Raw genomic sequence first — 19,604 nt, 5'->3', positions numbered from 1 at the left:
AGCCGGTTGGAGGGGGAGGTGGGGGAGGGGCGGCCGCCGGCTTCTTCCCGTCCTCGGGCCACAGCAGCACGGTGCCGACCACCGCGAGCAGCAGGACGAGGACGGCCGAGACGGTGAGGACCAGGCCCCGGCCCGGCCGGGAATCGGGGGACGAGGGCTGCTGCTCGGAGGTCATGGCCATGAGGATGGCCCAAACCGGAGCCCCCCGGCAGGCGGTTGGGCGAACTCGTCGGCGGGCGAGCGACGGGAGAGCGATGCGGGAGTGACGGGGAGGCAGGACGGCCCCCGCAGCCGGACTGACACAATGGCATCATGCGCACCACACCAGCCGCCCCGGGCAGCACCGCCCTGGACCCCGAGATCGCCGCGCGCCTCAAGCGCACCGAGGACGGTCTGCTGCCCGCCGTCGCCCAGCAGTTCGACACCGGCGAGGTGCTGATGCTCGGCTGGATGGACGACGAGGCCCTGCACCGCACCCTGACCACCGGCCGCTGCACCTACTGGAGCCGCAGCCGCAGCGAGTACTGGGTCAAGGGCGACACCTCCGGCCACGTCCAGGCGGTCAAGTCCGTGGCCCTGGACTGCGACGGCGACACCCTCCTCGTCAAGGTCGACCAGTCCGGCGCGGCCTGCCACACCGGCGAGCGCACCTGCTTCGACGCCGACGTTCTGCTTCCACTGTCCTGAACCCGCAACTCCAAAAGGTGCCGCCCAGCATGGATCTCGAAGCCTTCCGCAAACTCGCCGTCGACACCCGGGTCATCCCGGTCACCCGCAGGCTCCTCGCGGACGGCCTCACCCCGATCGGCCTCTACCGCAGCCTCGCCGCCGAGCGCCCGGGCACCTTCCTGCTGGAGTCCGCCGAGCAGGGCCGCAGCTGGTCGCGCTACTCCTTCGTCGGCGTGCGCAGCGCCGCCACCCTCACCGTCGGCCCGGACGGCGACGCCCGCTGGCTCGGCACCCCGCCGGTCGGCATCCCCACCACCGGCGACCCGCTGGAGGTGCTGCGCGCCGCCCTCACGGCCCTGCACACCCCGCGGCACACCGACGACGGCCTGCCCCCGCTGACCGGCGGCCTGGTCGGCTACCTCGGCTACGACATCGTCCGCCGCCTGGAGAAGCTGCCCGACCTCAACCCGGACGACCTGGGCCTGCCCGAGCTGACCCTGCTGCTCGCCACCGACCTCGCCGTCCTCGACCACGCCGACGGCACCGTCCTGCTGATCGCCAACGCCGTCAACCACAACGACCTGGCCAGCGGCGCCGAGGAGGCCCACGCCGACGCCGTCGCCCGGCTCGACGCGATGGAGGCCGACCTCTTCAAGCCCGTCGACCCGGGCCTGGCCACCTTCACCCCGGCCGGCCCCGGCGAGGTGCGCTCGCCCTTCGGCGGCGAGCCGTACCGGGCGGCCGTGGAGGAGATCAAGGAGCGCATCCGCGCCGGCGAAGCCTTCCAGGTCGTGCCCTCGCAGCGCTTCGAGGCCCCCTGCCCGGCCTCCGCGCTGGACGTCTACCGGGTGCTGCGCACCACCAACCCCAGCCCGTACATGTACCTGTTCCGCTTCCCCGGCCCGGACGGCACGGCCGAGGGCGGCTTCGACGTGGTCGGCTCCAGCCCGGAGGCGCTGGTCAAGGTCACCGAGGGCGAGGCGATGGTGCACCCGATCGCCGGCACCCGCCACCGCGGCGCCACCCCGCACGAGGACGCGGCCCTCGCCGCCGAGCTGCTCGCCGACCCCAAGGAGCGCGCCGAGCACCTGATGCTCGTCGACCTGGGCCGCAACGACCTCGGCCGGGTCTGCGAGCCGGGCAGCGTCGAGGTCGTCGACTTCATGCAGATCGAGCGCTACAGCCACGTGATGCACATCGTCTCGACGGTCACCGGCAAGGTCGCCCCGGGCCGTACGGCCTTCGACGTGCTGACCGCCTGCTTCCCCGCCGGCACCCTCTCCGGCGCGCCCAAGCCCCGGGCGATGCGCATCATCGAGGAGCTGGAGCCGACCAGGCGGGGCCTGTACGGCGGCTGCGTCGGCTACCTCGACTTCGCCGGGGACTCCGACACCGCGATCGCCATCCGCACCGCCGTGCTGCGCGACGGCACCGCCTACGTGCAGGCCGGCGCCGGGGTCGTCGCCGACTCGGACCCGCACGGCGAGGACACCGAGTGCCGCAACAAGGCCGCCGCCGTGCTGCGCGCCGTCGCCACCGCCAATACGCTGCGGACGCCGGAACTCTAGGGCGTGATCCGCGAGACACGCCGCGCCACCCGAGGAACCCCAGGAAGGCGGCCGGGATGAGCGAGGTGCCGCACGACGAACGGCGGTGGGAGTTCGTGCTCGCCGCCGCCGTCCGGATCAGGGACGAACTGGGCGGGCACGGGCGGGTGCTCTCCCAGGTCCTGATCGACCTCCCGGCCGTGCCCGGCCCGATCGCCCCCGATCTGGTGGTGATCGCGCCGGGCGCCGCCCACAACGCCCGCGGCCGGTACACGGCCGCCGACGTGCAGGCCGTCCTGGAGCTGGCCCGCCCGGGCCAGGCGGAGGCCGGACGGGCGTACGCGTACAGCGGCGTGCCGCTGTACGTGGTGGTCGACCCGGTGGCGGCGGCGTGCACCGTGCACACCGCGCCCTCGCCCGAAGGGGTGTACCGCGAGGCCGAACGGGTGCCGTACGGCAACGACCTGTTCCTGCCGCTCGGCGAACGGACGCTCGTGCTGGAGACCGACGGGTTCCCGAGGGAGAAGCCCACCCCGGGTACGGTCTGAGGCGTAACCCGGGGGATAGTGGACGGGTGACCGACCAGAGCCCCACCCCCGCCTCCGCAGCCCCCAGCCGCCGCACGCTCGCCGTGATGCTGCTGCTGACCGTCCTGGCCGCCGTCCTGGTGCTGACCGCGGCCGGCAAGGTCTGGGCCGAGGGCAGGGCCGGCAGCCTGGACGTCTCCGTCACCGGCTCCACGATCTCCGAACTGCCCGGCGGCCTGGCCCTGGTGGGCCTGGCCGCGGCCGTCGCCGTCTTCGCGGTGCGCGGCGCCGGACGGCTGGCGGTCGGCGCGCTCACCCTGCTGGCCGGGCTCGGCGCCGCCGCCGCGGCCGTCGCCGGGGCCGGGGACACCGACGCGCTGGACACCGAGGCCGCCCGCAAGCTCGCCCTGGCCGGCTCCACCGCCACCGAGGTCACCCACGGCGCCTGGCCCTGGCTCGCCGTCGTCGGGGGCCTGCTGCTGGCCGTGGCCGGGCTGCTCACCCTCCGGTACGGCCGGGGCTGGCCCGCGATGGGCAGCCGCTACGAGGCGCCCACCCGCAAGGGCCCGGCGAAGGCGGACACGCCCGCCGACCTGTGGAAGGCCCTGGACCGGGGCGAGGACCCGACCACCGTCTGAGCGGATCCGGCCACCGTCCGAGCGGCCCGACGGCCGTCCGGGCGGACCCGGTCACCGGCTGAGCGGCACCGGCCACCGGCTGAGCAGGCCACGTGTGACGCGATAGACCCGCCACCCGCTTTGGGGCCCCGCTGTGTGGACCGGCACAATGGAACCCGTCAACCCGCCGGCGGCCCCGCAGGCCCGGCCGGGCCCCGAGAGCCAAGGAGCATCACCGATGGCAGCAGCTGCACACGGCCACAACCCCGCCGCCTGGACCGGCGTGGTCATCACCTTCATCGGCTTCGGCGTCGCGGGTGTCGCCATGATCCTGCCGTCCGTGCTGCTGGTCTGGGCCGGCCTGGCGGTCGTCCTGCTCGGCGGGATCGTCGGCAAGGCCATGTCGATGGCCGGCATGGGCAAGCAGCCCAGCACCAACGTCTACAAGTCGACCGACGAGCAGACCGCGGCCCAGGCTTCTCGCACCGCCGCCGCCGTCACCGCCTGACGCACGGACTTTTCGCACGACTGAACGGCGGGCGCGGCGCGCCCGCCGTTTCGTCGTGTCCGGGCCCGGCGCGGGCAGAATCGGGGCGTGAACGCCGCCCCCACCGCCTCCGCCCCGCCGCCCGTGCTGCGCCGGCTGGGCCCGCCGCTGGCCGCGCTGGCGGCGGTGGCCGCCCCGAGCGCGTACATCGCGTCGGTGGACCCCAACAGCCCCGGGCACTACCCGGACTGCCCCTTCCTCGCGGCCACCGGCTGGTGGTGCCCCGGCTGCGGGGGCCTGCGCTGCGTCCACGCGCTGACCCACGGGGACCTCACCACCGCGCTCCACGACAACGCCGTCGCCGTCCTGCTGCTCGCCGTGCTGGCCGTGCTGTGGCTGCGCTGGGCCTGGGCGGCGCTGACCGGCGGGCCGCCGCCGAGGGTCGCCGTGGGGGCCCGCCGATGGGTGCTGATCGCCCTGCTGGTGCTGGTGTTCACGGCGGTTCGCAACCTGCCGGTCGGCGCCGGACTGGCCCCGCCCCTGATCTGAGCCCTGGCCCCAATCATTGGTCCGAGCCTGGTCCGAGCCGTCCGCTTGCTGCCAGTCCACTTGTTGCCAGAGGGGCCCGCGCAGCGCCGCGAATCCGGTGAACGCGCAGATGGGAGCCCCCGTGCCGGGCGTCCGCTCCGCGAGACGCGCGCCGGGCGGATGCTCCCCGCGCCCCCTCGGGCCGATACCATCGAATGTGCCGGTGGGCCCTGCCCGTACCGGCTCCCGCTGGCGAACCGACAGAAACGATGGGGGCTCCCGAGTGAGTGTGCTCGACACGATCATCGAAGGGGTCCGTGAGGACCTCGCCGAGCGACAGGCCCGGGTCTCCCTGGACGAGCTCAAGGAACGGGCCGCCAAGGCCCCGGACGCCAAGGACGGCGTCGCCGCGCTCAAGGGCGACGGGGTCCGGGTGATCTGCGAGGTGAAGCGCTCCAGCCCGTCCAAGGGCGCCCTCGCCTCGATCGCCGACCCGGCCGCCCTGGCGAGCGACTACGCGGCCGGCGGCGCCGCCGCGATCAGCGTCCTGACCGAGCAGCGCCGCTTCGGCGGCTCGCTCGCCGACCTGGACGCCGTCCGCGCCGCGGTGGACACCCCGCTGCTGCGCAAGGACTTCATCGTCACCGCGTACCAGCTGTGGGAGGCCCGCGCCCACGGCGCCGACCTCGCGCTGCTGATCGTCGCCGCCCTCGAGCAGCCGGCCCTGGTGTCGCTGATCGAGCGCGCCGAGTCGATCGGCCTCACCCCGCTGGTCGAGGTGCACGACGAGGAGGAGATCGCGCGCGCGGTGGACGCCGGCGCCCGGATCATCGGCGTCAACGCGCGCAACCTCAGGACGCTGGAGGTCGACCGCAACACCTTCGGCAACGTCGTCCACGCCATCCCGGACGGCATCGTCAAGATCGCCGAGTCCGGCGTGCGCGGCCCCCTGGACGTCATCTCCTACGCCAACCTGGGCGCCGACGCGGTGCTGGTCGGCGAGTCCCTGGTGACGGGCAAGGACCCGCGCGCCGCCGTCGCCGACCTGGTCGCCGCGGGCGCCCACCCGGCCATCCGGCACAAGGACTGAAGCCGCCCCGATGAAGATCGCCACCCGCCTCGCCCCCGGCTGCCGCCCGCGCGGCTGCCGCGCGCCCGCGCGCCGGGTGCTGGGGCGGCGGGTGCGCTACGTCATCGGCTGCGAACCCGGACAGGTACCGGGAGGGCGATGGCGTGTGACGCACGGCTGAGCACAGCCGAGACGACGTCACCGTCATCCGACCCCTAGGGAACTCCACCATGTCCGAGAAGGACCACGAGAAGGACTACCTGCCCGGCGCCCAGGTGCCGGACGCCCGCGGCTACTTCGGCGCGTACGGCGGGCGCTTCATCCCCGAGGCGCTGGTCGCCGCCGTGGAACAGGTCGCCGAGGAGTACGAGAAGGCCAAGAACGACCCGGCCTTCGCCGCCGAGCTCGACGGCCTGCTGAAGGACTACACCGGCCGCCCGAGCCCGCTGACCGACGTGCACCGCTTCTCCGCCGAGGCGGGCGGCGCGCGCGTCCTGCTCAAGCGCGAGGACCTCAACCACACCGGCTCGCACAAGATCAACAACGTGCTGGGCCAGGCGCTGCTCACCAGGCGCATGGGCAAGACCCGCATCATCGCCGAGACCGGCGCCGGCCAGCACGGCGTGGCCACCGCCACCGCCTGCGCCCTGTTCGGCTTCGACTGCACCATCTACATGGGCGAGGTCGACACCGAGCGCCAGGCGCTCAACGTCGCCCGGATGCGGATGCTCGGCGCCGAGGTCGTGGCCGTCAAGTCCGGCAGCCGCACCCTCAAGGACGCCATCAACGAGGCGTTCCGCGACTGGGTCGCCAACGTCGACTCCACCCACTACCTCTTCGGCACCGTCGCCGGGCCGCACCCCTTCCCGATGATGGTCCGCGACTTCCACCGCGTCATCGGCGTCGAGGCACGCCAGCAGGTCCTCGACCGCACCGGGCGGCTGCCCGATGCCGTCGTCGCCTGCGTCGGCGGCGGTTCCAACGCGATGGGCATCTTCCACGAGTTCATCCCCGACGCCGGGGTGCGGCTGATCGGCTGCGAGGCCGCCGGCGAGGGCGCCGACACGCCCAAGCACGCCGCCACCCTCACCAAGGGCGACCCGGGCGTGCTGCACGGCTCCCGCACCTACGTCCTCCAGGACGAGGACGGGCAGACCATCGAGTCGCACTCCATCTCGGCGGGCCTGGACTACCCCGGCGTCGGCCCCGAGCACGCCTGGCTCAAGGACACCGGCCGGGCCGAGTACCGCCCGGTGACCGACGACGCCGCCATGCAGGCCCTGCGGCTGCTCTCCCGCACCGAGGGCATCATCCCGGCCATCGAGAGCGCCCACGCGCTGGCCGGCGCCCTGGAGCTCGGCCGCGAACTCGGACCGGAGGCCACCATCCTGGTCTCCCTCTCCGGACGCGGCGACAAGGACATGCACACCGCGGCCGAGTACTTCGGCCTGTACGACGAGCAGGCCGGCGACGCGGCCGACGGGGGTAAGTGACCATGGCTTCCAAGCTCAGCGCGGCGCTGGCCGCCGCCAAGGCCGACAACCGCGCCGCCATGATCGGCTACCTGCCGGCCGGCTTCCCGACCGTGGACGGCGGCATCCGGGCGGTCAAGGCGCTGCTCGAGGGCGGCTGCGACATCGTCGAGGTCGGCCTGCCGCACTCCGACCCTGTCTTGGACGGCGCCGTCATCCAGACCGCCGACGACATCGCCCTGCGCGGCGGCGTGAGGATCAAGGACGTGCTGCGCACCGTCCAGGAGGTCGCCGAGGCGCACCCCGAGGCGGCGGTGCTGGTCATGACGTACTGGAACCCGGTCGACCGCTACGGCGTGGCGCGCTTCGCCGCCGACCTGGCCGCCGCGGGCGGCGCGGGTTGCATCCTGCCGGACCTCCCGGTGGAGGAGTCCGAGGAGTGGCGCAAGGCGGCGGGCGAGCACGGGCTGGACACCGTGTTCGTGGTCGCCCCCAGCAGCAGGGACGCGCGCCTGGCGGAGGTCACGGCGGCGGGCAGCGGCTTCGTGTACGCGGCCGCGGTCATGGGCGTCACCGGCACCCGCAGCGCGGTCGGCTCGCTGGCCGAGGACCTCGTCGCCCGGACCCGGGCCGTCACCGACCTGCCGGTCTGCGTGGGCCTGGGCGTCTCCGACGCCGTGCAGGCCGCCGAGGTCGCCCGGTTCGCGGACGGCGTGATCGTCGGCTCGGCCTTCGTGAAGCGGATCCTCGCGGCGGACGGGGACGAGGCCGCGGCGCTCGACTCCGTCCGGGCCCTGGCCGGCGAGCTGGCCGCCGGGGTGCGCCGGAGCTGACCCCCCGTTCCCGTTCCGTACGGCCCGCCGCTTCCCCGCGAAGCGGCGGGCCGTCGGCGTTGTGACACGCCGTCGTCAAGGCGGGCGGGGGCCCCGAACGGGTGAAGAGCGGCGGGGACACGCATCAGCCGGGGTTGACCGGCGTTGAGTGGAGGGACGAGTGCACGAACGACGGGCGTGAGGCCCGGTGGGCGAGCGGAAGGGGCGAGCCGGTGGCGGGTTGGCATCGGGCCGTGATGCTGCGGGCGGCCGCCGCCGCGCTGGCCCTCGGGGCGGCGGTCGGGGCGCACACCGAGGTGGGGAACGCACTGGCCAAGCGGGCCGCCGAACGGGCCGAGCGGGACGCGGTGGCCTGCGCCGAGGCGGCCCGCTGGGACGCCGCCGACCGGGCCGCGCACCCGCACCACGAGAGCCGCGCCGACCTGCTGGACACCGCGCGGCCCCCCTCCTGCCGGTAGCACAGGCCCGGGGGAACGGGCGTTCGCAGGATTCGGACGCATCGTCATGAACCGTCACCCGTACGGCGGAATTCCCGAAAACGGAGGAACCGCCCTTCATCCCCTACGGTTCACCAGCACGTGAACGAGTATCCCGAGGGGGGTTCCCTGATGGCCGGCCCGGCAGCAGAGCGCGACGACGCGGCACCCCCGCCGGCCGCGCGGTGGCGGGCGGACCAGGAGTGGAGCCGCTGGCTCGGCCTCGCCGTCCGGCTGGGCCTCGCCGTCGTCTGGGGCTGGGCCGGACTGGCCAAGATCGCCGACCCGGCCGAGGCCGCCCAGGCCGTACGGGCCTTCGAGATCCTGCCCGAGGGCCTGGTCAAGCCGGTCGGCTACGGCCTGCCCTTCCTGGAGCTGGCCCTCGCCCTGCTGCTGGTGATCGGCCTGGGCGTGCGGATCGTCGCAGCCGTCTCCGCGGTGCTGCTGCTCGCCTTCATCGCCGGGATCGCCTCCGCCTGGGCCCGCGGCATCTCCATCGACTGCGGCTGCTTCGGCGGCGGCGGACACGTCGACGAGTCCCAGACGAAGTACCTCCAGGAGATCCTGCGCGACACCGGCTTCCTGCTCCTCGCCGGATGGCTGCTGTGGCGGCCCCGCACCCGCCTCTCCGCGGACGGCTGGCTGGCGAGCTGACCCGCGCCCGCACGACCCCACCTTCCCCGCCCCACCCGACGAAGGCCCTCCCGACCGTGGATGTCAAGGCAATGAGTGACAAGAACCAAGAAGGCAAGCGCACCGCCCGCGAGCGGATGCAGGAGCAGCGGGCGGCCGAGGAGGCCGCGTCCAGGCGAAAGAAGAAGCTGATCGTCGGCGGCGCCGTCCTCGCCGTCATCGCCGCCGCCGTGGTCACCGGCGTGGTGGTGCAGAACCAGCGCTCCAAGCCCGAGACCCCGACCGCCGCCCCGGCCGGCACGATCGGCGACAAGAACCTCGTCATCCCCGTCGGGGCGAGCAACGCGCCCGCCGTCCTCACCGTCTACGAGGACCCGCGCTGCCCCGCCTGCGGCATCTTCGAGCGCGAATTCTCCTCCACCATCGACCAGTTGGAGGACGCCGGGAAGATCTACACCAACTACCACCTGGTCTCGTTCATCGACCGGGCCGTCCCCGGCAAGGGCTCCAAGATCGGCGCCAACGCGCTCGCCTGCGCCCAGGACGCCGGGCACTTCCGGGACTTCCACGACGTGATCTACCGCAACCAGCCGGAGGAGACCAACGACGCCTTCGGCGACAAGGCCGTCCTCCTCGGCCTGGCCAAGCAGGTCAACGGGCTGGACACCCCGGAGTTCCAGGCGTGCGTCAACGACAGGAAGTACGGCGGATGGGTGTCCGCCGTGCAGCAGGACTTCGACAAGTCCAGCTACAAGTCGACCCCGACCGTGCTGCTCAACGGCCAGCCGATCTACCCCAAGAACGGCAACGACGAGATCACCCCGGCGAACCTGGCGAAGTGGGTGGACGCCGCCAACCAGGGCAAGCAGCTCGGCACGCCCGGCTCGCACGGCCAGACCCCGGCGCCCACCAGCGCCGCCTCCGAGGCCAACAACCCCTCCCCGACCGCCGGCTGACCACAAGGCCCTCCCTCTCGGATCCTGCCGGGCGCCGACCGGACCGCGCCGCCGTCCCCTCCCCGTCCGGAGGGGGCGGCGGCGCCGGTTGTTCGAGTTCTGTGACCCCTGGGGTGTCCGGCACGGCCCGGGGACCCTGTAGCGTCGGAACCGCCATGGATATCGCCTACATTCCCAGCCCGTCGCGGGGCGTCCTCTACCTCGGACCGATCCCGCTGCGCGCCTACGCCTTCTGCATCATCCTCGGTGTCGTCGCGGCCGTCTGGCTCGGCAGCAAGCGCTGGGTCGCCCGGGGCGGTGGCAAGCACACCGTCGGTGACATCGCCGTCTGGGCCGTGCCGTTCGGCCTGGTCGGCGGCCGGCTCTACCACGTGATCACCGACGGCGGCCGGCTGTACTTCGCCGAGGGGAAGAACCCCTGGGACGCCCTCAAGATCTGGGAGGGCGGCCTCGGCATCTGGGGCGCGATCGCGCTGGGCGCGGTCGGCGCCTGGATCGGCGCCCGCCGCCGGGGAGTCCCGCTGCCCGCGTACGCCGACGCCATCGCGCCGGGCATCGCGCTCGCGCAGGCGCTCGGCCGCTGGGGCAACTACTTCAACCAGGAGCTGTACGGGAAGTCGACCACCCTGCCCTGGGGCCTGGAGATCGACAAGACCCTCCCCAGCGGCGAGGTCGTCAAGGGCGTCTTCCACCCGACCTTCCTGTACGAGTCGCTCTGGTGCGTCGGCGTCGCGCTGCTGGTGATCTGGGCGGACCGGCGCTGGAAGCTCGGCCACGGGCGGGCGTTCGCGCTGTACGTGGCCGCGTACACGGTGGGCCGCTTCTGGACGGAGTGGCTGCGGATCGACGAGGCGCACGTCTACTTCGGGCTGCGGCTCAACGACTGGGTCTCGATCGCCGTGTTCCTGGGCGCGGTGGCGTACCTGGTGATCGTGGGGAAGAAGCGCCCCGGCCGGGAGGACCCGGCGAGCATCGACCCGGCGGCGAACGCGGAGGCGGCGGCGCACGCGGAGGCGGCGAAGGCCGAGAGCGCGGAGAAGACCGCCGCGAAGGCCCCCGCGAAGGCCCCCGAGGACAAGCCCGTCAAGGGCAAGGCCGAGGAAAAGGCCGCGGAAAAGGGCGAGGACAAGGCCGAGGACAAGCCCGTCGAGAAGGCCGAGAAGACCGGCAAGGCCGTCGAGAACCCGATCTGACCTGGGAATCCCCGCAATCGAGGCCACCCTTCGCAAGGAGTGCGAAGGGTGGCCTCACTGCTGTTCGGACAGCCTTACTTTGCTGGAAGTGCCCAGGTCAGAGGGGCTACGGTCGGTCCGGACGAATCGAAGACGGAGGGGAAACACCGTGAGCGCGACCACCCTGGAACACGAGGCCGAACAGCACCCCCGGATACCCGCGGCCGACCACCACCGGGACGTCAACGGAGGCTGGCTGCGGCCGGCGGTGTTCGGCGCCGTGGACGGGCTGGTGTCGAACTTCGCGCTGATGACCGGTGTGGTCGGCGGCGCGGCCTCCAACGGCACGGTGATCCTGACGGGCCTGGCGGGCCTGGTGGCGGGCGCCTGCTCGATGGCGGCGGGGGAGTACACCTCGGTGGCCTCCCAGAGCGAGCTGGTGCAGGCCGAGATCGAGGCCGAACGGCTGGAGCTGAGCCGCAACCCGCAGGGGGAGCTGGCCGAGCTGGCGCAGGTGTACATCGCGCGCGGGGTGGAGCCGGAGCTGGCCCACGAGGTGGCGCGGCAGCTGTCCGCCGACCCGGAGTCGGCGCTGGAGGTGCACGCCCGCGAGGAGCTGGGCATCGACCCCAACGACCTGCCCTCGCCGCTGGTCGCCGCCTCCTCCTCCTTCCTGTGCTTCGCGCTCGGCGCGCTGCTGCCGCTGCTGCCGTACCTGCTCGGCGCGACCACCCTGCTGCCCGCCCTGGTCCTGGCCGCGCTCGGCCTGTTCGCCTGCGGCGCGGTGGTGGCCCGGGTGACGGCCCGCAGCTGGTGGTTCAGCGGGACGCGGCAGCTGGTGCTGGGCGCGGCCGCCGCCGGGGTCACGTACCTGCTGGGATGGCTCATCGGCGGGCACGTGGGATGATCCGGACCTCTGCATGACTATGCCGGGCAATGCGTGACGTTCCACACACGGGCGCCGCGGAGTGCCCGGCATTGTCTCATCATCCGGGCCGCCGGGCCGGTGATTCGCAACCGTCGCGAGGCCCCGGGGATGGATTCGCAGGCGCCGTTGATCCACTCCGGTTGCGTTCCGGTTTCACCCCTGTTTCAGGCGGTGGGCGGTTGGGCACAATCGTCGAGGCGTGCACTGTGGCACGTCCTCTTCGCACCCTCCCTGACCTGCGCGTCCGTCCGCCATGTGGACGGGATATTCCGCTTCTCGGGATCGTGGGCATCATGTAACTCGCACGACACCGCACCATCGCATCAGGGCCAACGTCGTCCCTACTTGCACCAACTTGCCGAAAGACGACGACGGGAGAGCCGATGCTGTCTGCATCCATGCACTCCGCCAACGAGCACCGGGACGGCGCCGCGCGCCGGCCCTACGCGCTCGTGCCGGATGCGCGACCTGCTGCTCAGGGCCTGTACGACCCGCGAAACGAGCACGACGCCTGTGGCGTCGGTTTCGTCGCCACGCTGACCGGCACCGCCGACCACACCGTCGTCGAGCAGGCGCTGACCGTCCTGCGCAACCTGGAGCACCGCGGCGCCACCGGCGCCGAGCCCGACTCCGGCGACGGCGCGGGCATCCTCACCCAGATCCCGGACGCCTTCCTGCGCGGGAAGGCCGCCTTCGAGCTCCCGGCGGCCGGCTCCTACGCCGTCGGCATCGCCTTCCTGCCCGACGAGGACGCGGCCGACGCCGCCGCCGTCGCGAAGATCGAGGCCATCGCGGCCGAGGAGGACCTCACCGTCCTCGGCTGGCGCGACGTCCCGGTCACCCCGGACCTGCTCGGCGCCACCGCCCGAAGCGTGATGCCCCGCTTCCGGCAGGTCTTCGTCAGCCGGGACGGCCTGGCCGGCATCGAGCTGGACCGCGTCGCCTTCGTCGTCCGCAAGCGGGCCGAGCGCGAGGCCGGGGTGTACTTCCCCTCGCTGTCCGCGCGCACCATCGTCTACAAGGGCATGCTGACCACCGGCCAGCTGGAGCCCTTCTTCCCCGACCTGTCGGACCGCACCTACGCCTCCGCCATCGGCCTGGTGCACTCGCGCTTCTCCACCAACACCTTCCCGAGCTGGCCGCTCGCCCACCCGTACCGCTTCGTCGCCCACAACGGCGAGATCAACACGGTCAAGGGCAACCGCAACTGGATGCGCGCCCGCGAGTCCCAGCTCGCCACCGACCTCATCCCGGCCAACAAGAACGGGCAGGGCCTGTCCCGGATCTTCCCGATCTGCACCCCGGACCACTCCGACTCCGCCTCCTTCGACGAGGTCCTGGAGCTGCTCCACCTCGGCGGCCGCTCGCTGCCGCACTCGGTGCTGATGATGATCCCGGAGGCGTGGGAGAACCACGCCACCATGGACCCGGCCCGCCGCGCCTTCTACCAGTACCACTCCAACCTGATGGAGCCCTGGGACGGCCCGGCCTGCGTCACCTTCACCGACGGCACCCAGGTCGGCGCCGTCCTCGACCGCAACGGCCTGCGCCCCGCCCGCTACTGGATCACCGAGGACGGCCTCGTCGTCCTCTCCTCCGAGGTCGGCGTGCTCGACCTCGACCAGGAGAAGATCACCAAGAAGGGCCGCCTCCAGCCCGGCCGGATGTTCCTCGTCGACACCGCCGAGGGCCGCATCGTCGAGGACGAGGAGATCAAGTCCGCCCTCGCCGCCGAGCACCCGTACGCGGAGTGGGTCGCCGCCGGGCAGATCCAGCTCGCCAAGCTGCCCGAGCGCGAGCACATCGCCCACACCCACGCCTCCGTCACCCGCCGCCAGCAGACCTTCGGCTACACCGAGGAGGAGCTGCGCGTCATCCTCGCGCCGATGGCCCGCACCGGCGGCGAGGCCCTCGGCTCGATGGGCACCGACTCGCCGATCGCCGCGCTCAGCGAGAAGCCGCGCCTGCTGTTCGACTACTTCGTGCAGCTCTTCGCGCAGGTCACCAACCCGCCGCTGGACGCCATCCGCGAGGAGCTCGTCACCTCGCTGCTGTCCAACCTCGGCCCCGAGGGCAACCTGCTGGCCGCCGAGTCCGCCGCCTGCCGCTCCGTCGGCATCACCTTCCCGGTGATCGACAACGACGAGCTGGCCAAGCTCGTCCACATCAACCACGACGGCGACCAGCCCGGCCTCAAGGCCGTCACCCTCTCCGGCCTGTACCGGGTCGCCTCCGGCGGCGAGGGCCTGGCCTCCCGCCTGGCCGAGATCGCCGCCGAGGCCGACGCCGCCATCGCCGACGGCACCCGGATCATCGTGCTCTCCGACCGGCACTCCGACGCCGAGCACGCCCCGATCCCCTCGCTGCTGCTCACCTCCGCCGTCCACCACCACCTCATCCGCACCAAGCAGCGCACCCAGGTGTCGCTGCTGGTCGAGGCCGGCGACGTCCGCGAGGTGCACCACGTCGCGCTGCTGATCGGCTACGGCGCAGGCGCCGTCAACCCGTACCTGGCGATGGAGTCCGTCGAGGACCTCGTCGCCCAGGGGGTGTTCATCGAGGGCGTCGAGCCCGAGAAGGCCATCAAGAACCTGATCAAGGCGCTCGGCAAGGGCGTGCTCAAGGTCATGTCCAAGATGGGCATCTCCACCGTCGCCTCCTACCGCGGCGCCCAGGTCTTCGAGGCCATCGGCCTCTCCCAGGACCTGGTCGACGGCTACTTCGCCGGCACCACCACCAAGCTCGGCGGCATCGGCCTGGAGGAGATCGCCCGCGAGACCGCCGCCCGCCACGCCAAGGCGTACCCGGCCTCCGGCATCCCCGCCGCGCACCGCGCCCTGGAGATCGGCGGCGAGTACCAGTGGCGCCGCGAGGGCGAGCCGCACCTGTTCGACCCGGACACCGTCTTCCGGCTCCAGCACTCCACCCGCAACCGCCGGTACGACATCTTCAAGCAGTACACCGACCGGGTGAACGAGCAGTCCGAGCGCCTGATGACGCTGCGCGGCCTGTTCCAGCTGGACGGCCTCAGCCGCGAGCCGATCCCCGTCGAGGAGGTCGAGCCGGTCTCCGAGATCGTCAAGCGCTTCTCCACCGGCGCCATGTCCTACGGCTCCATCTCCCGCGAGGCCCACGAGACCCTCGCCATCGCGATGAACCGCCTCGGCGGCAAGTCCAACACCGGCGAGGGCGGCGAGGACCCGGACCGCCTGTACGACCCCGAGCGCCGCTCGGCGATCAAGCAGGTCGCCTCCGGCCGCTTCGGCGTCACCTCCGAGTACCTCGTCAACGCCGACGACATCCAGATCAAGATGGCCCAGGGCGCCAAGCCCGGCGAGGGCGGCCAGCTGCCCGGCCACAAGGTCTACCCGTGGGTCGCCCGGACCCGGCACTCCACCCCGGGCGTCGGCCTGATCTCCCCGCCGCCGCACCACGACATCTACTCCATCGAGGACCTCGCCCAGCTCATCCACGACCTCAAGAACGCCAACCCGGCGGCCCGCATCCACGTGAAGCTGGTCTCCGAGGTCGGCGTCGGCACGGTCGCGGCGGGCGTCTCCAAGGCCCACGCCGACGTCGTCCTCGTCTCCGGACACGACGGCGGCACCGGCGCCTCCCCGCTCACCTCGCTCAAGCACGCGGGCGGCCCCTGGGAGCTCGGCCTCGCCGAGACCCAGCAGACCCTGCTGCTCAACGGGCTGCGCGACCGCATCGTCGTCCAGACCGACGGCCAGCTCAAGACCGGCCGCGACGTGGTCATCGCCGCGCTGCTCGGCGCCGAGGAGTTCGGCTTCGCCACCGCGCCGCTCGTCGTCTCCGGCTGCATCATGATGCGCGTCTGCCACCTGGACACCTGCCCCGTCGGCGTCGCCACCCAGAACCCGGTGCTGCGCGAGCGCTTCTCCGGCAAGCCCGAGTTCGTCGTCAACTTCTTCGAGTTCATCGCCGAGGAGGTCCGGGAGATCCTGGCCTCCCTGGGCTTCCGCTCGATCGAGGAGGCCGTCGGCCACGCCGAGCACATCGACGCCCGCGCCGCGATCGACCACTGGAAGGCCGCCGGCCTCGACCTGGCCCCGCTCTTCCACGTGCCGGCCCTGCCCGAGGGCGCCGCCCGCCACCGCACCACCAGCCAGGACCACTCGCTCGACAAGGCCCTGGACAACCAGCTCATCGAGCTCGCCGAGGACGCCCTGGAGCGCGGCGAGGCCGTGCGCATCCAGCTGCCGATCCGCAACGTCAACCGCACCGTCGGCACCATGCTCGGCCACCAGGTCACCAAGCGGTACCGGGGCGAGGGCCTGCCGGAGGGGACCATCGACGTCACCTTCACCGGCTCCGCCGGGCAGTCCTTCGGCGCCTTCGTGCCGCGCGGCATCACCCTGCGCCTGGAGGGCGACGCCAACGACTACGTCGGCAAGGGCCTCTCCGGCGGCGTGGTGATCGTGCGCCCGGCCCGCGAGGCCGCGGCCATCGGCAACGACGCCCAGAACCACGTCATCGCCGGCAACACCATCGGCTACGGCGCCACCTCGGGCCGGATCCACCTGCGCGGCAAGGCCGGTGAGCGCTTCGCCGTCCGCAACTCCGGCGCCACCCTCGTCGTCGAGGGCGTCGGCGACCACGGCCTGGAGTACATGACCGGCGGCCGGGTCGTCATCCTCGGCGAGACCGGACGCAACCTCGCGGCCGGCATGTCCGGCGGCGTCGCGTACGTCCTCGACCTGCGCCCCGCCAACGTCAACGAGGGCCAGGTGGGCATCGAGGCCCCCACCGCCGCCGACCGTGACTGGCTGCGCGAGACCGTGCAGCAGCACTACGAGGAGACCGGCTCCACCGTCGCCGCCGAACTCCTGGCCGACTGGGGCAGCGGGGTCTCCCGCTTCTCCAAGATCATGCCGACCGACTACAAGGCCGTGCTCGCCGCCAAGGAGGCCGCCGAGCGCGACGGCCTCTCCGAGGCCGAGACCACCGCGAAGATGATGGAGGCGGCAAATGGCTGACCCCAAGGGCTTCCTGACCACGCCCAAGCAGCTGGCCCAGCGCCGCCCGGTCGACGTCCGGCTCAAGGACTGGAACGAGGTCTACGTCGAGCGCAGCCTCCTGCCGATCATCACCGAGCAGGCCGGCCGCTGCATGGACTGCGGCATCCCGTTCTGCCACAACGGCTGCCCGCTGGGGAACCTCATCCCCGAGTGGAACGACCTCGCCTACCGCGAGGACTTCACCGGGGCCATCGAGCGCCTCCACGCCACCAACAACTTCCCGGAGTTCACCGGGCGGCTGTGCCCGGCGCCCTGCGAGTCCGCGTGCGTCCTCGGCATCAACCAGGACGCGGTGACCATCAAGAACGTCGAGGTCACCATCATCGACAAGGCGTGGGACCGCGGCGGGGTCACCGCGCAGGTGCCCGAGCGCCTCTCCGGCAAGACCGTCGCCGTCGTCGGCTCCGGCCCCGCCGGCCTCGCCGCCGCCCAGCAGCTCACCCGGGCCGGGCACACCGTGGTGGTGTACGAGCGCGCCGACCGCATCGGCGGGCTGCTGCGCTACGGCATCCCCGAGTTCAAGATGGAGAAGCGGCACATCAACCGCCGCGTCGAGCAGATGCGCGCCGAGGGCACCCGCTTCCGCACCGGCGTGCACGTCGGCGAGGACATCACCGGCCAGCAGCTGCGCGAGCGCTTCGACGCCGTCGTCGTCGCCGCCGGCGCCACCACCGCCCGCGACCTGCCGGTGCCCGGACGCGAGCTCAAGGGCGTCCACCAGGCCATGGAGTACCTGCCGCTGGCCAACAAGGTGCAGGAGGGCGACTTCGTCGAGTCCCCGATCAGCGCCAAGGGCAAGCACGTCGTGGTCATCGGCGGCGGCGACACCGGCGCGGACTGCGTCGGCACCGCCCACCGCCAGGGCGCCGCCTCCGTCACCCAGCTGGAGATCATGCCCCGGCCCGGCGAGGAGCGCCCCGGCAACCAGCCCTGGCCCACCATGCCGATGACGTACAAGGTCACCTCCGCGCACGAGGAGGGCGGCGAGCGGATCTACTCCGTCTCCACCACCCACTTCTCCGGCGACGAGGACGGCAACGTCCAGGAGCTGCACCTCGTCGAGGTCGAGTTCAAGGACGGCCGCTTCGAGCAGGTGCCCGGCACCGAGCGGGCCATCCCCGCGCAGCTCGTCACCCTGGCCATGGGCTTCACCGGCACGGACGTGAGGAACGGCCTGGTGGAGCAGCTGGGAGTGGACCTCGACGCGCGCGGTAACATTGGCCGCGACGGCCGGTTCGCCACCAATGTCGATGGCGTGTACGTCTGCGGAGACGCCGGCCGTGGCCAGTCGCTGATCGTCTGGGCCATCGCGGAGGGCCGTTCGGCCGCCGCGGCGGTGGACAAGTACCTCGGCGGCAAGACCCCGCTTCCCGCGCCGATCCGGCCCACCGACCGCCCCCTGGTGGTCTGACGGGCCCCGGACGCTCCGACCGGCCCACACCCCGAACCCCCGGCGCCGCATCGCCGGGAGCTCAACCCGCTGCCCCCGTCAGAGTCGCCGGGCCAACGCGGTCTCCTGGCGCCTGCCCTCTTCCCCGACCAGTTGGAGGGCGGGCGCCGACGCGTTCCCTTGGTGTTCCCGTGGTGTTCGCCGTACCCGAATGTGCCCCAACTCTCAGGGAACTTTCAGGGGTTGGCGCTACCGTGGACACCTTTCCTACGTGACTCGGCCAGTCGGCGCCGAACGGGCTGTCGTTCGTCGGTGCCAGGTGGCAGACTGCCGCCGACGGCCGGGGGGCTGCGCGAGTGCGGAGGTTGAGTTCGATGGGCACCACTCAGGCAGGCGCAGGCGCGACCGTACGGCGCCTGTTGCTCGGCACCCAGCTGCGCAAGCTCCGCGAGGCCAGAGGAGTCAGTCGCGAGGAGGCCGGATACTCGATCCGGGCCTCCGAATCCAAGATCAGCAGGATGGAACTGGGCCGCGTCGGCTTCAAGGAGCGCGACGTCGCCGACCTGCTCACCCTCTACGGCGTCGAGACCGAGCACGAGCGCGCCACCGTCCTCGGACTCGTGCGCGACGCCAACGCCACCTCCTGGTGGCACGAGTACGGCGACGTGCTGCCCGCCTGGTTCCAGAACTACGTCGGGCTGGAAGAGGCCGTCTCCGAGATCCAGAGCTACGAGGTCCAGTTCGTCCACGGCCTCCTCCAGACCGCCGAGTACGCCCGCGCCGTCATCACCGCCGGCGGCCACGTCACCGAACCCGAGGAGATCGAGCGCCGCGTCGAACTGCGGCTCAAGCGCCAGGCCCTGCTCACCTGCGACCACGCGCCCCGGCTCGTCGCCGTCCTCGACGAGGCCGCGCTGCGCCGCCCCTGGGGCGGGCCCGAGCTGATGAGCGCCCAGATCGAGCGCCTCCTCGACATCGCCGAGCTGCCCAACGTCCGGCTCCAGGTGATGCCCTTCGGCTCCGCCGGGCTCAGCGCCGAGGTCGGCGCGTTCACCCTCCTCGGCTTCGCCGAACCCGACCTCGCCGACGTCGTCTACCTGGAGCAGTTCACCACCGCGCTCTACCTCGACAAGCCCGCCGAGGTCACCGAGTACCGGCACGCCATGGACAACCTGCTCGCCGACAGCCTCAGCCCCGAGATGAGCCGGGACCTGCTGCACACGGTGCGCAAGGAGCTGTGACGGGTTTCCGCAGGGCT

18 protein-coding genes are annotated in these 19,604 nt (G+C 72.6%); all 18 read left to right on the top strand.

What is annotated here, in order from left to right; translation table 11 throughout:
• Nucleotides 1-312 precede the first annotated feature (312 nt).
• The 18 genes from hisI to IH61_RS0113010 all read left to right on the top strand — a co-directional run bounded on the left by hisI (nt 313) and on the right by IH61_RS0113010 (nt 19,587).
• Nucleotides 313-687, top strand: a complete 375-nt coding sequence (gene hisI, locus IH61_RS0113090) for a phosphoribosyl-AMP cyclohydrolase (protein WP_031069077.1) — start codon at nt 313-315, stop codon at nt 685-687.
• A 29-nt stretch (nt 688-716) separates the two neighbouring features.
• A complete protein-coding gene (locus IH61_RS0113085; protein WP_031069074.1) occupies nt 717-2,237 on the top strand; it encodes an anthranilate synthase component I in 1,521 nt (506 codons plus the stop codon).
• A 56-nt stretch (nt 2,238-2,293) separates the two neighbouring features.
• On the top strand, nt 2,294-2,764 hold the full coding sequence (locus IH61_RS42850) for a Uma2 family endonuclease (RefSeq protein WP_031069072.1): 471 nt from the start codon (nt 2,294-2,296) through the stop codon (nt 2,762-2,764).
• Nucleotides 2,765-2,790: 26 nt separating this feature from the next.
• Nucleotides 2,791-3,381: a TIGR02234 family membrane protein gene (locus IH61_RS0113075; protein WP_031069070.1), complete on the top strand. Its 591-nt coding sequence runs from the start codon at nt 2,791-2,793 to the stop codon at nt 3,379-3,381.
• Nucleotides 3,382-3,598: 217 nt separating this feature from the next.
• Nucleotides 3,599-3,868, top strand: coding sequence for an HGxxPAAW family protein (locus IH61_RS0113070; protein ID WP_031069068.1), 270 nt, complete (start codon nt 3,599-3,601; stop codon nt 3,866-3,868).
• Between the two features lie 87 nt (nt 3,869-3,955).
• Nucleotides 3,956-4,396 carry a DUF2752 domain-containing protein gene (locus tag IH61_RS0113065; protein ID WP_031069065.1) on the top strand — a complete coding sequence of 147 codons (441 nt, stop codon included), beginning with the start codon at nt 3,956-3,958 and terminating at the stop codon, nt 4,394-4,396.
• Nucleotides 4,397-4,658: 262 nt separating this feature from the next.
• Nucleotides 4,659-5,465 (top strand): indole-3-glycerol phosphate synthase TrpC, encoded by an 807-nt coding sequence (trpC, locus tag IH61_RS0113060; RefSeq protein WP_031069063.1) that lies wholly within the window; start codon nt 4,659-4,661, stop codon nt 5,463-5,465.
• A 10-nt stretch (nt 5,466-5,475) separates the two neighbouring features.
• Nucleotides 5,476-5,625, top strand: coding sequence for a tryptophan biosynthesis modulator TrpM (gene trpM / locus IH61_RS47730; protein ID WP_199823309.1), 150 nt, complete (start codon nt 5,476-5,478; stop codon nt 5,623-5,625).
• A gap of 49 nt (nt 5,626-5,674) precedes the next feature.
• The gene (gene trpB / locus IH61_RS0113055) at nt 5,675-6,937 is read left to right on the top strand and encodes a tryptophan synthase subunit beta (protein WP_031069061.1); all 1,263 of its coding nucleotides are present in this window, start codon (nt 5,675-5,677) and stop codon (nt 6,935-6,937) included.
• Nucleotides 6,938-6,939: 2 nt separating this feature from the next.
• On the top strand, nt 6,940-7,749 hold the full coding sequence (gene trpA / locus IH61_RS0113050) for a tryptophan synthase subunit alpha (RefSeq protein WP_031069060.1): 810 nt from the start codon (nt 6,940-6,942) through the stop codon (nt 7,747-7,749).
• A 212-nt stretch (nt 7,750-7,961) separates the two neighbouring features.
• Nucleotides 7,962-8,207 (top strand): hypothetical protein, encoded by a 246-nt coding sequence (locus tag IH61_RS0113045; protein WP_158844954.1) that lies wholly within the window; start codon nt 7,962-7,964, stop codon nt 8,205-8,207.
• A 120-nt stretch (nt 8,208-8,327) separates the two neighbouring features.
• Nucleotides 8,328-8,879, top strand: a complete 552-nt coding sequence (locus IH61_RS0113040) for a MauE/DoxX family redox-associated membrane protein (protein ID WP_234327162.1) — start codon at nt 8,328-8,330, stop codon at nt 8,877-8,879.
• Between the two features lie 71 nt (nt 8,880-8,950).
• The gene (locus IH61_RS0113035; RefSeq protein ID WP_031069053.1) at nt 8,951-9,814 is read left to right on the top strand and encodes a DsbA family protein; all 864 of its coding nucleotides are present in this window, start codon (nt 8,951-8,953) and stop codon (nt 9,812-9,814) included.
• A 155-nt stretch (nt 9,815-9,969) separates the two neighbouring features.
• Nucleotides 9,970-11,007 carry a prolipoprotein diacylglyceryl transferase gene (gene lgt / locus IH61_RS0113030; protein ID WP_037972518.1) on the top strand — a complete coding sequence of 346 codons (1,038 nt, stop codon included), beginning with the start codon at nt 9,970-9,972 and terminating at the stop codon, nt 11,005-11,007.
• A gap of 148 nt (nt 11,008-11,155) precedes the next feature.
• Entirely contained in the window at nt 11,156-11,893 is a 738-nt protein-coding gene (locus IH61_RS0113025; RefSeq protein ID WP_031069050.1) for a VIT1/CCC1 transporter family protein, read from the top strand.
• 419 nt (nt 11,894-12,312) lie between these two features.
• Nucleotides 12,313-16,914 (top strand): glutamate synthase large subunit, encoded by a 4,602-nt coding sequence (gene gltB, locus IH61_RS0113020; protein WP_031069048.1) that lies wholly within the window; start codon nt 12,313-12,315, stop codon nt 16,912-16,914.
• Nucleotides 16,907-18,367, top strand: coding sequence for a glutamate synthase subunit beta (locus tag IH61_RS0113015; RefSeq protein ID WP_031069046.1), 1,461 nt, complete (start codon nt 16,907-16,909; stop codon nt 18,365-18,367). The genes gltB and IH61_RS0113015 overlap by 8 nt, the downstream gene beginning before the upstream one ends.
• 353 nt (nt 18,368-18,720) lie before the next feature.
• Nucleotides 18,721-19,587 (top strand): helix-turn-helix domain-containing protein, encoded by an 867-nt coding sequence (locus IH61_RS0113010; protein WP_031069043.1) that lies wholly within the window; start codon nt 18,721-18,723, stop codon nt 19,585-19,587.
• Nucleotides 19,588-19,604 lie beyond the last annotated feature (17 nt).

This window comes from Streptomyces sp. NRRL WC-3742, assembly GCF_000720635.1.
Classification (GTDB): Bacteria; Actinomycetota; Actinomycetes; order Streptomycetales; family Streptomycetaceae; genus Kitasatospora.
The sequence above is the reverse complement of the archived record's forward strand: the minus strand, read 5'-3'. Positions and strand labels throughout refer to the sequence as shown.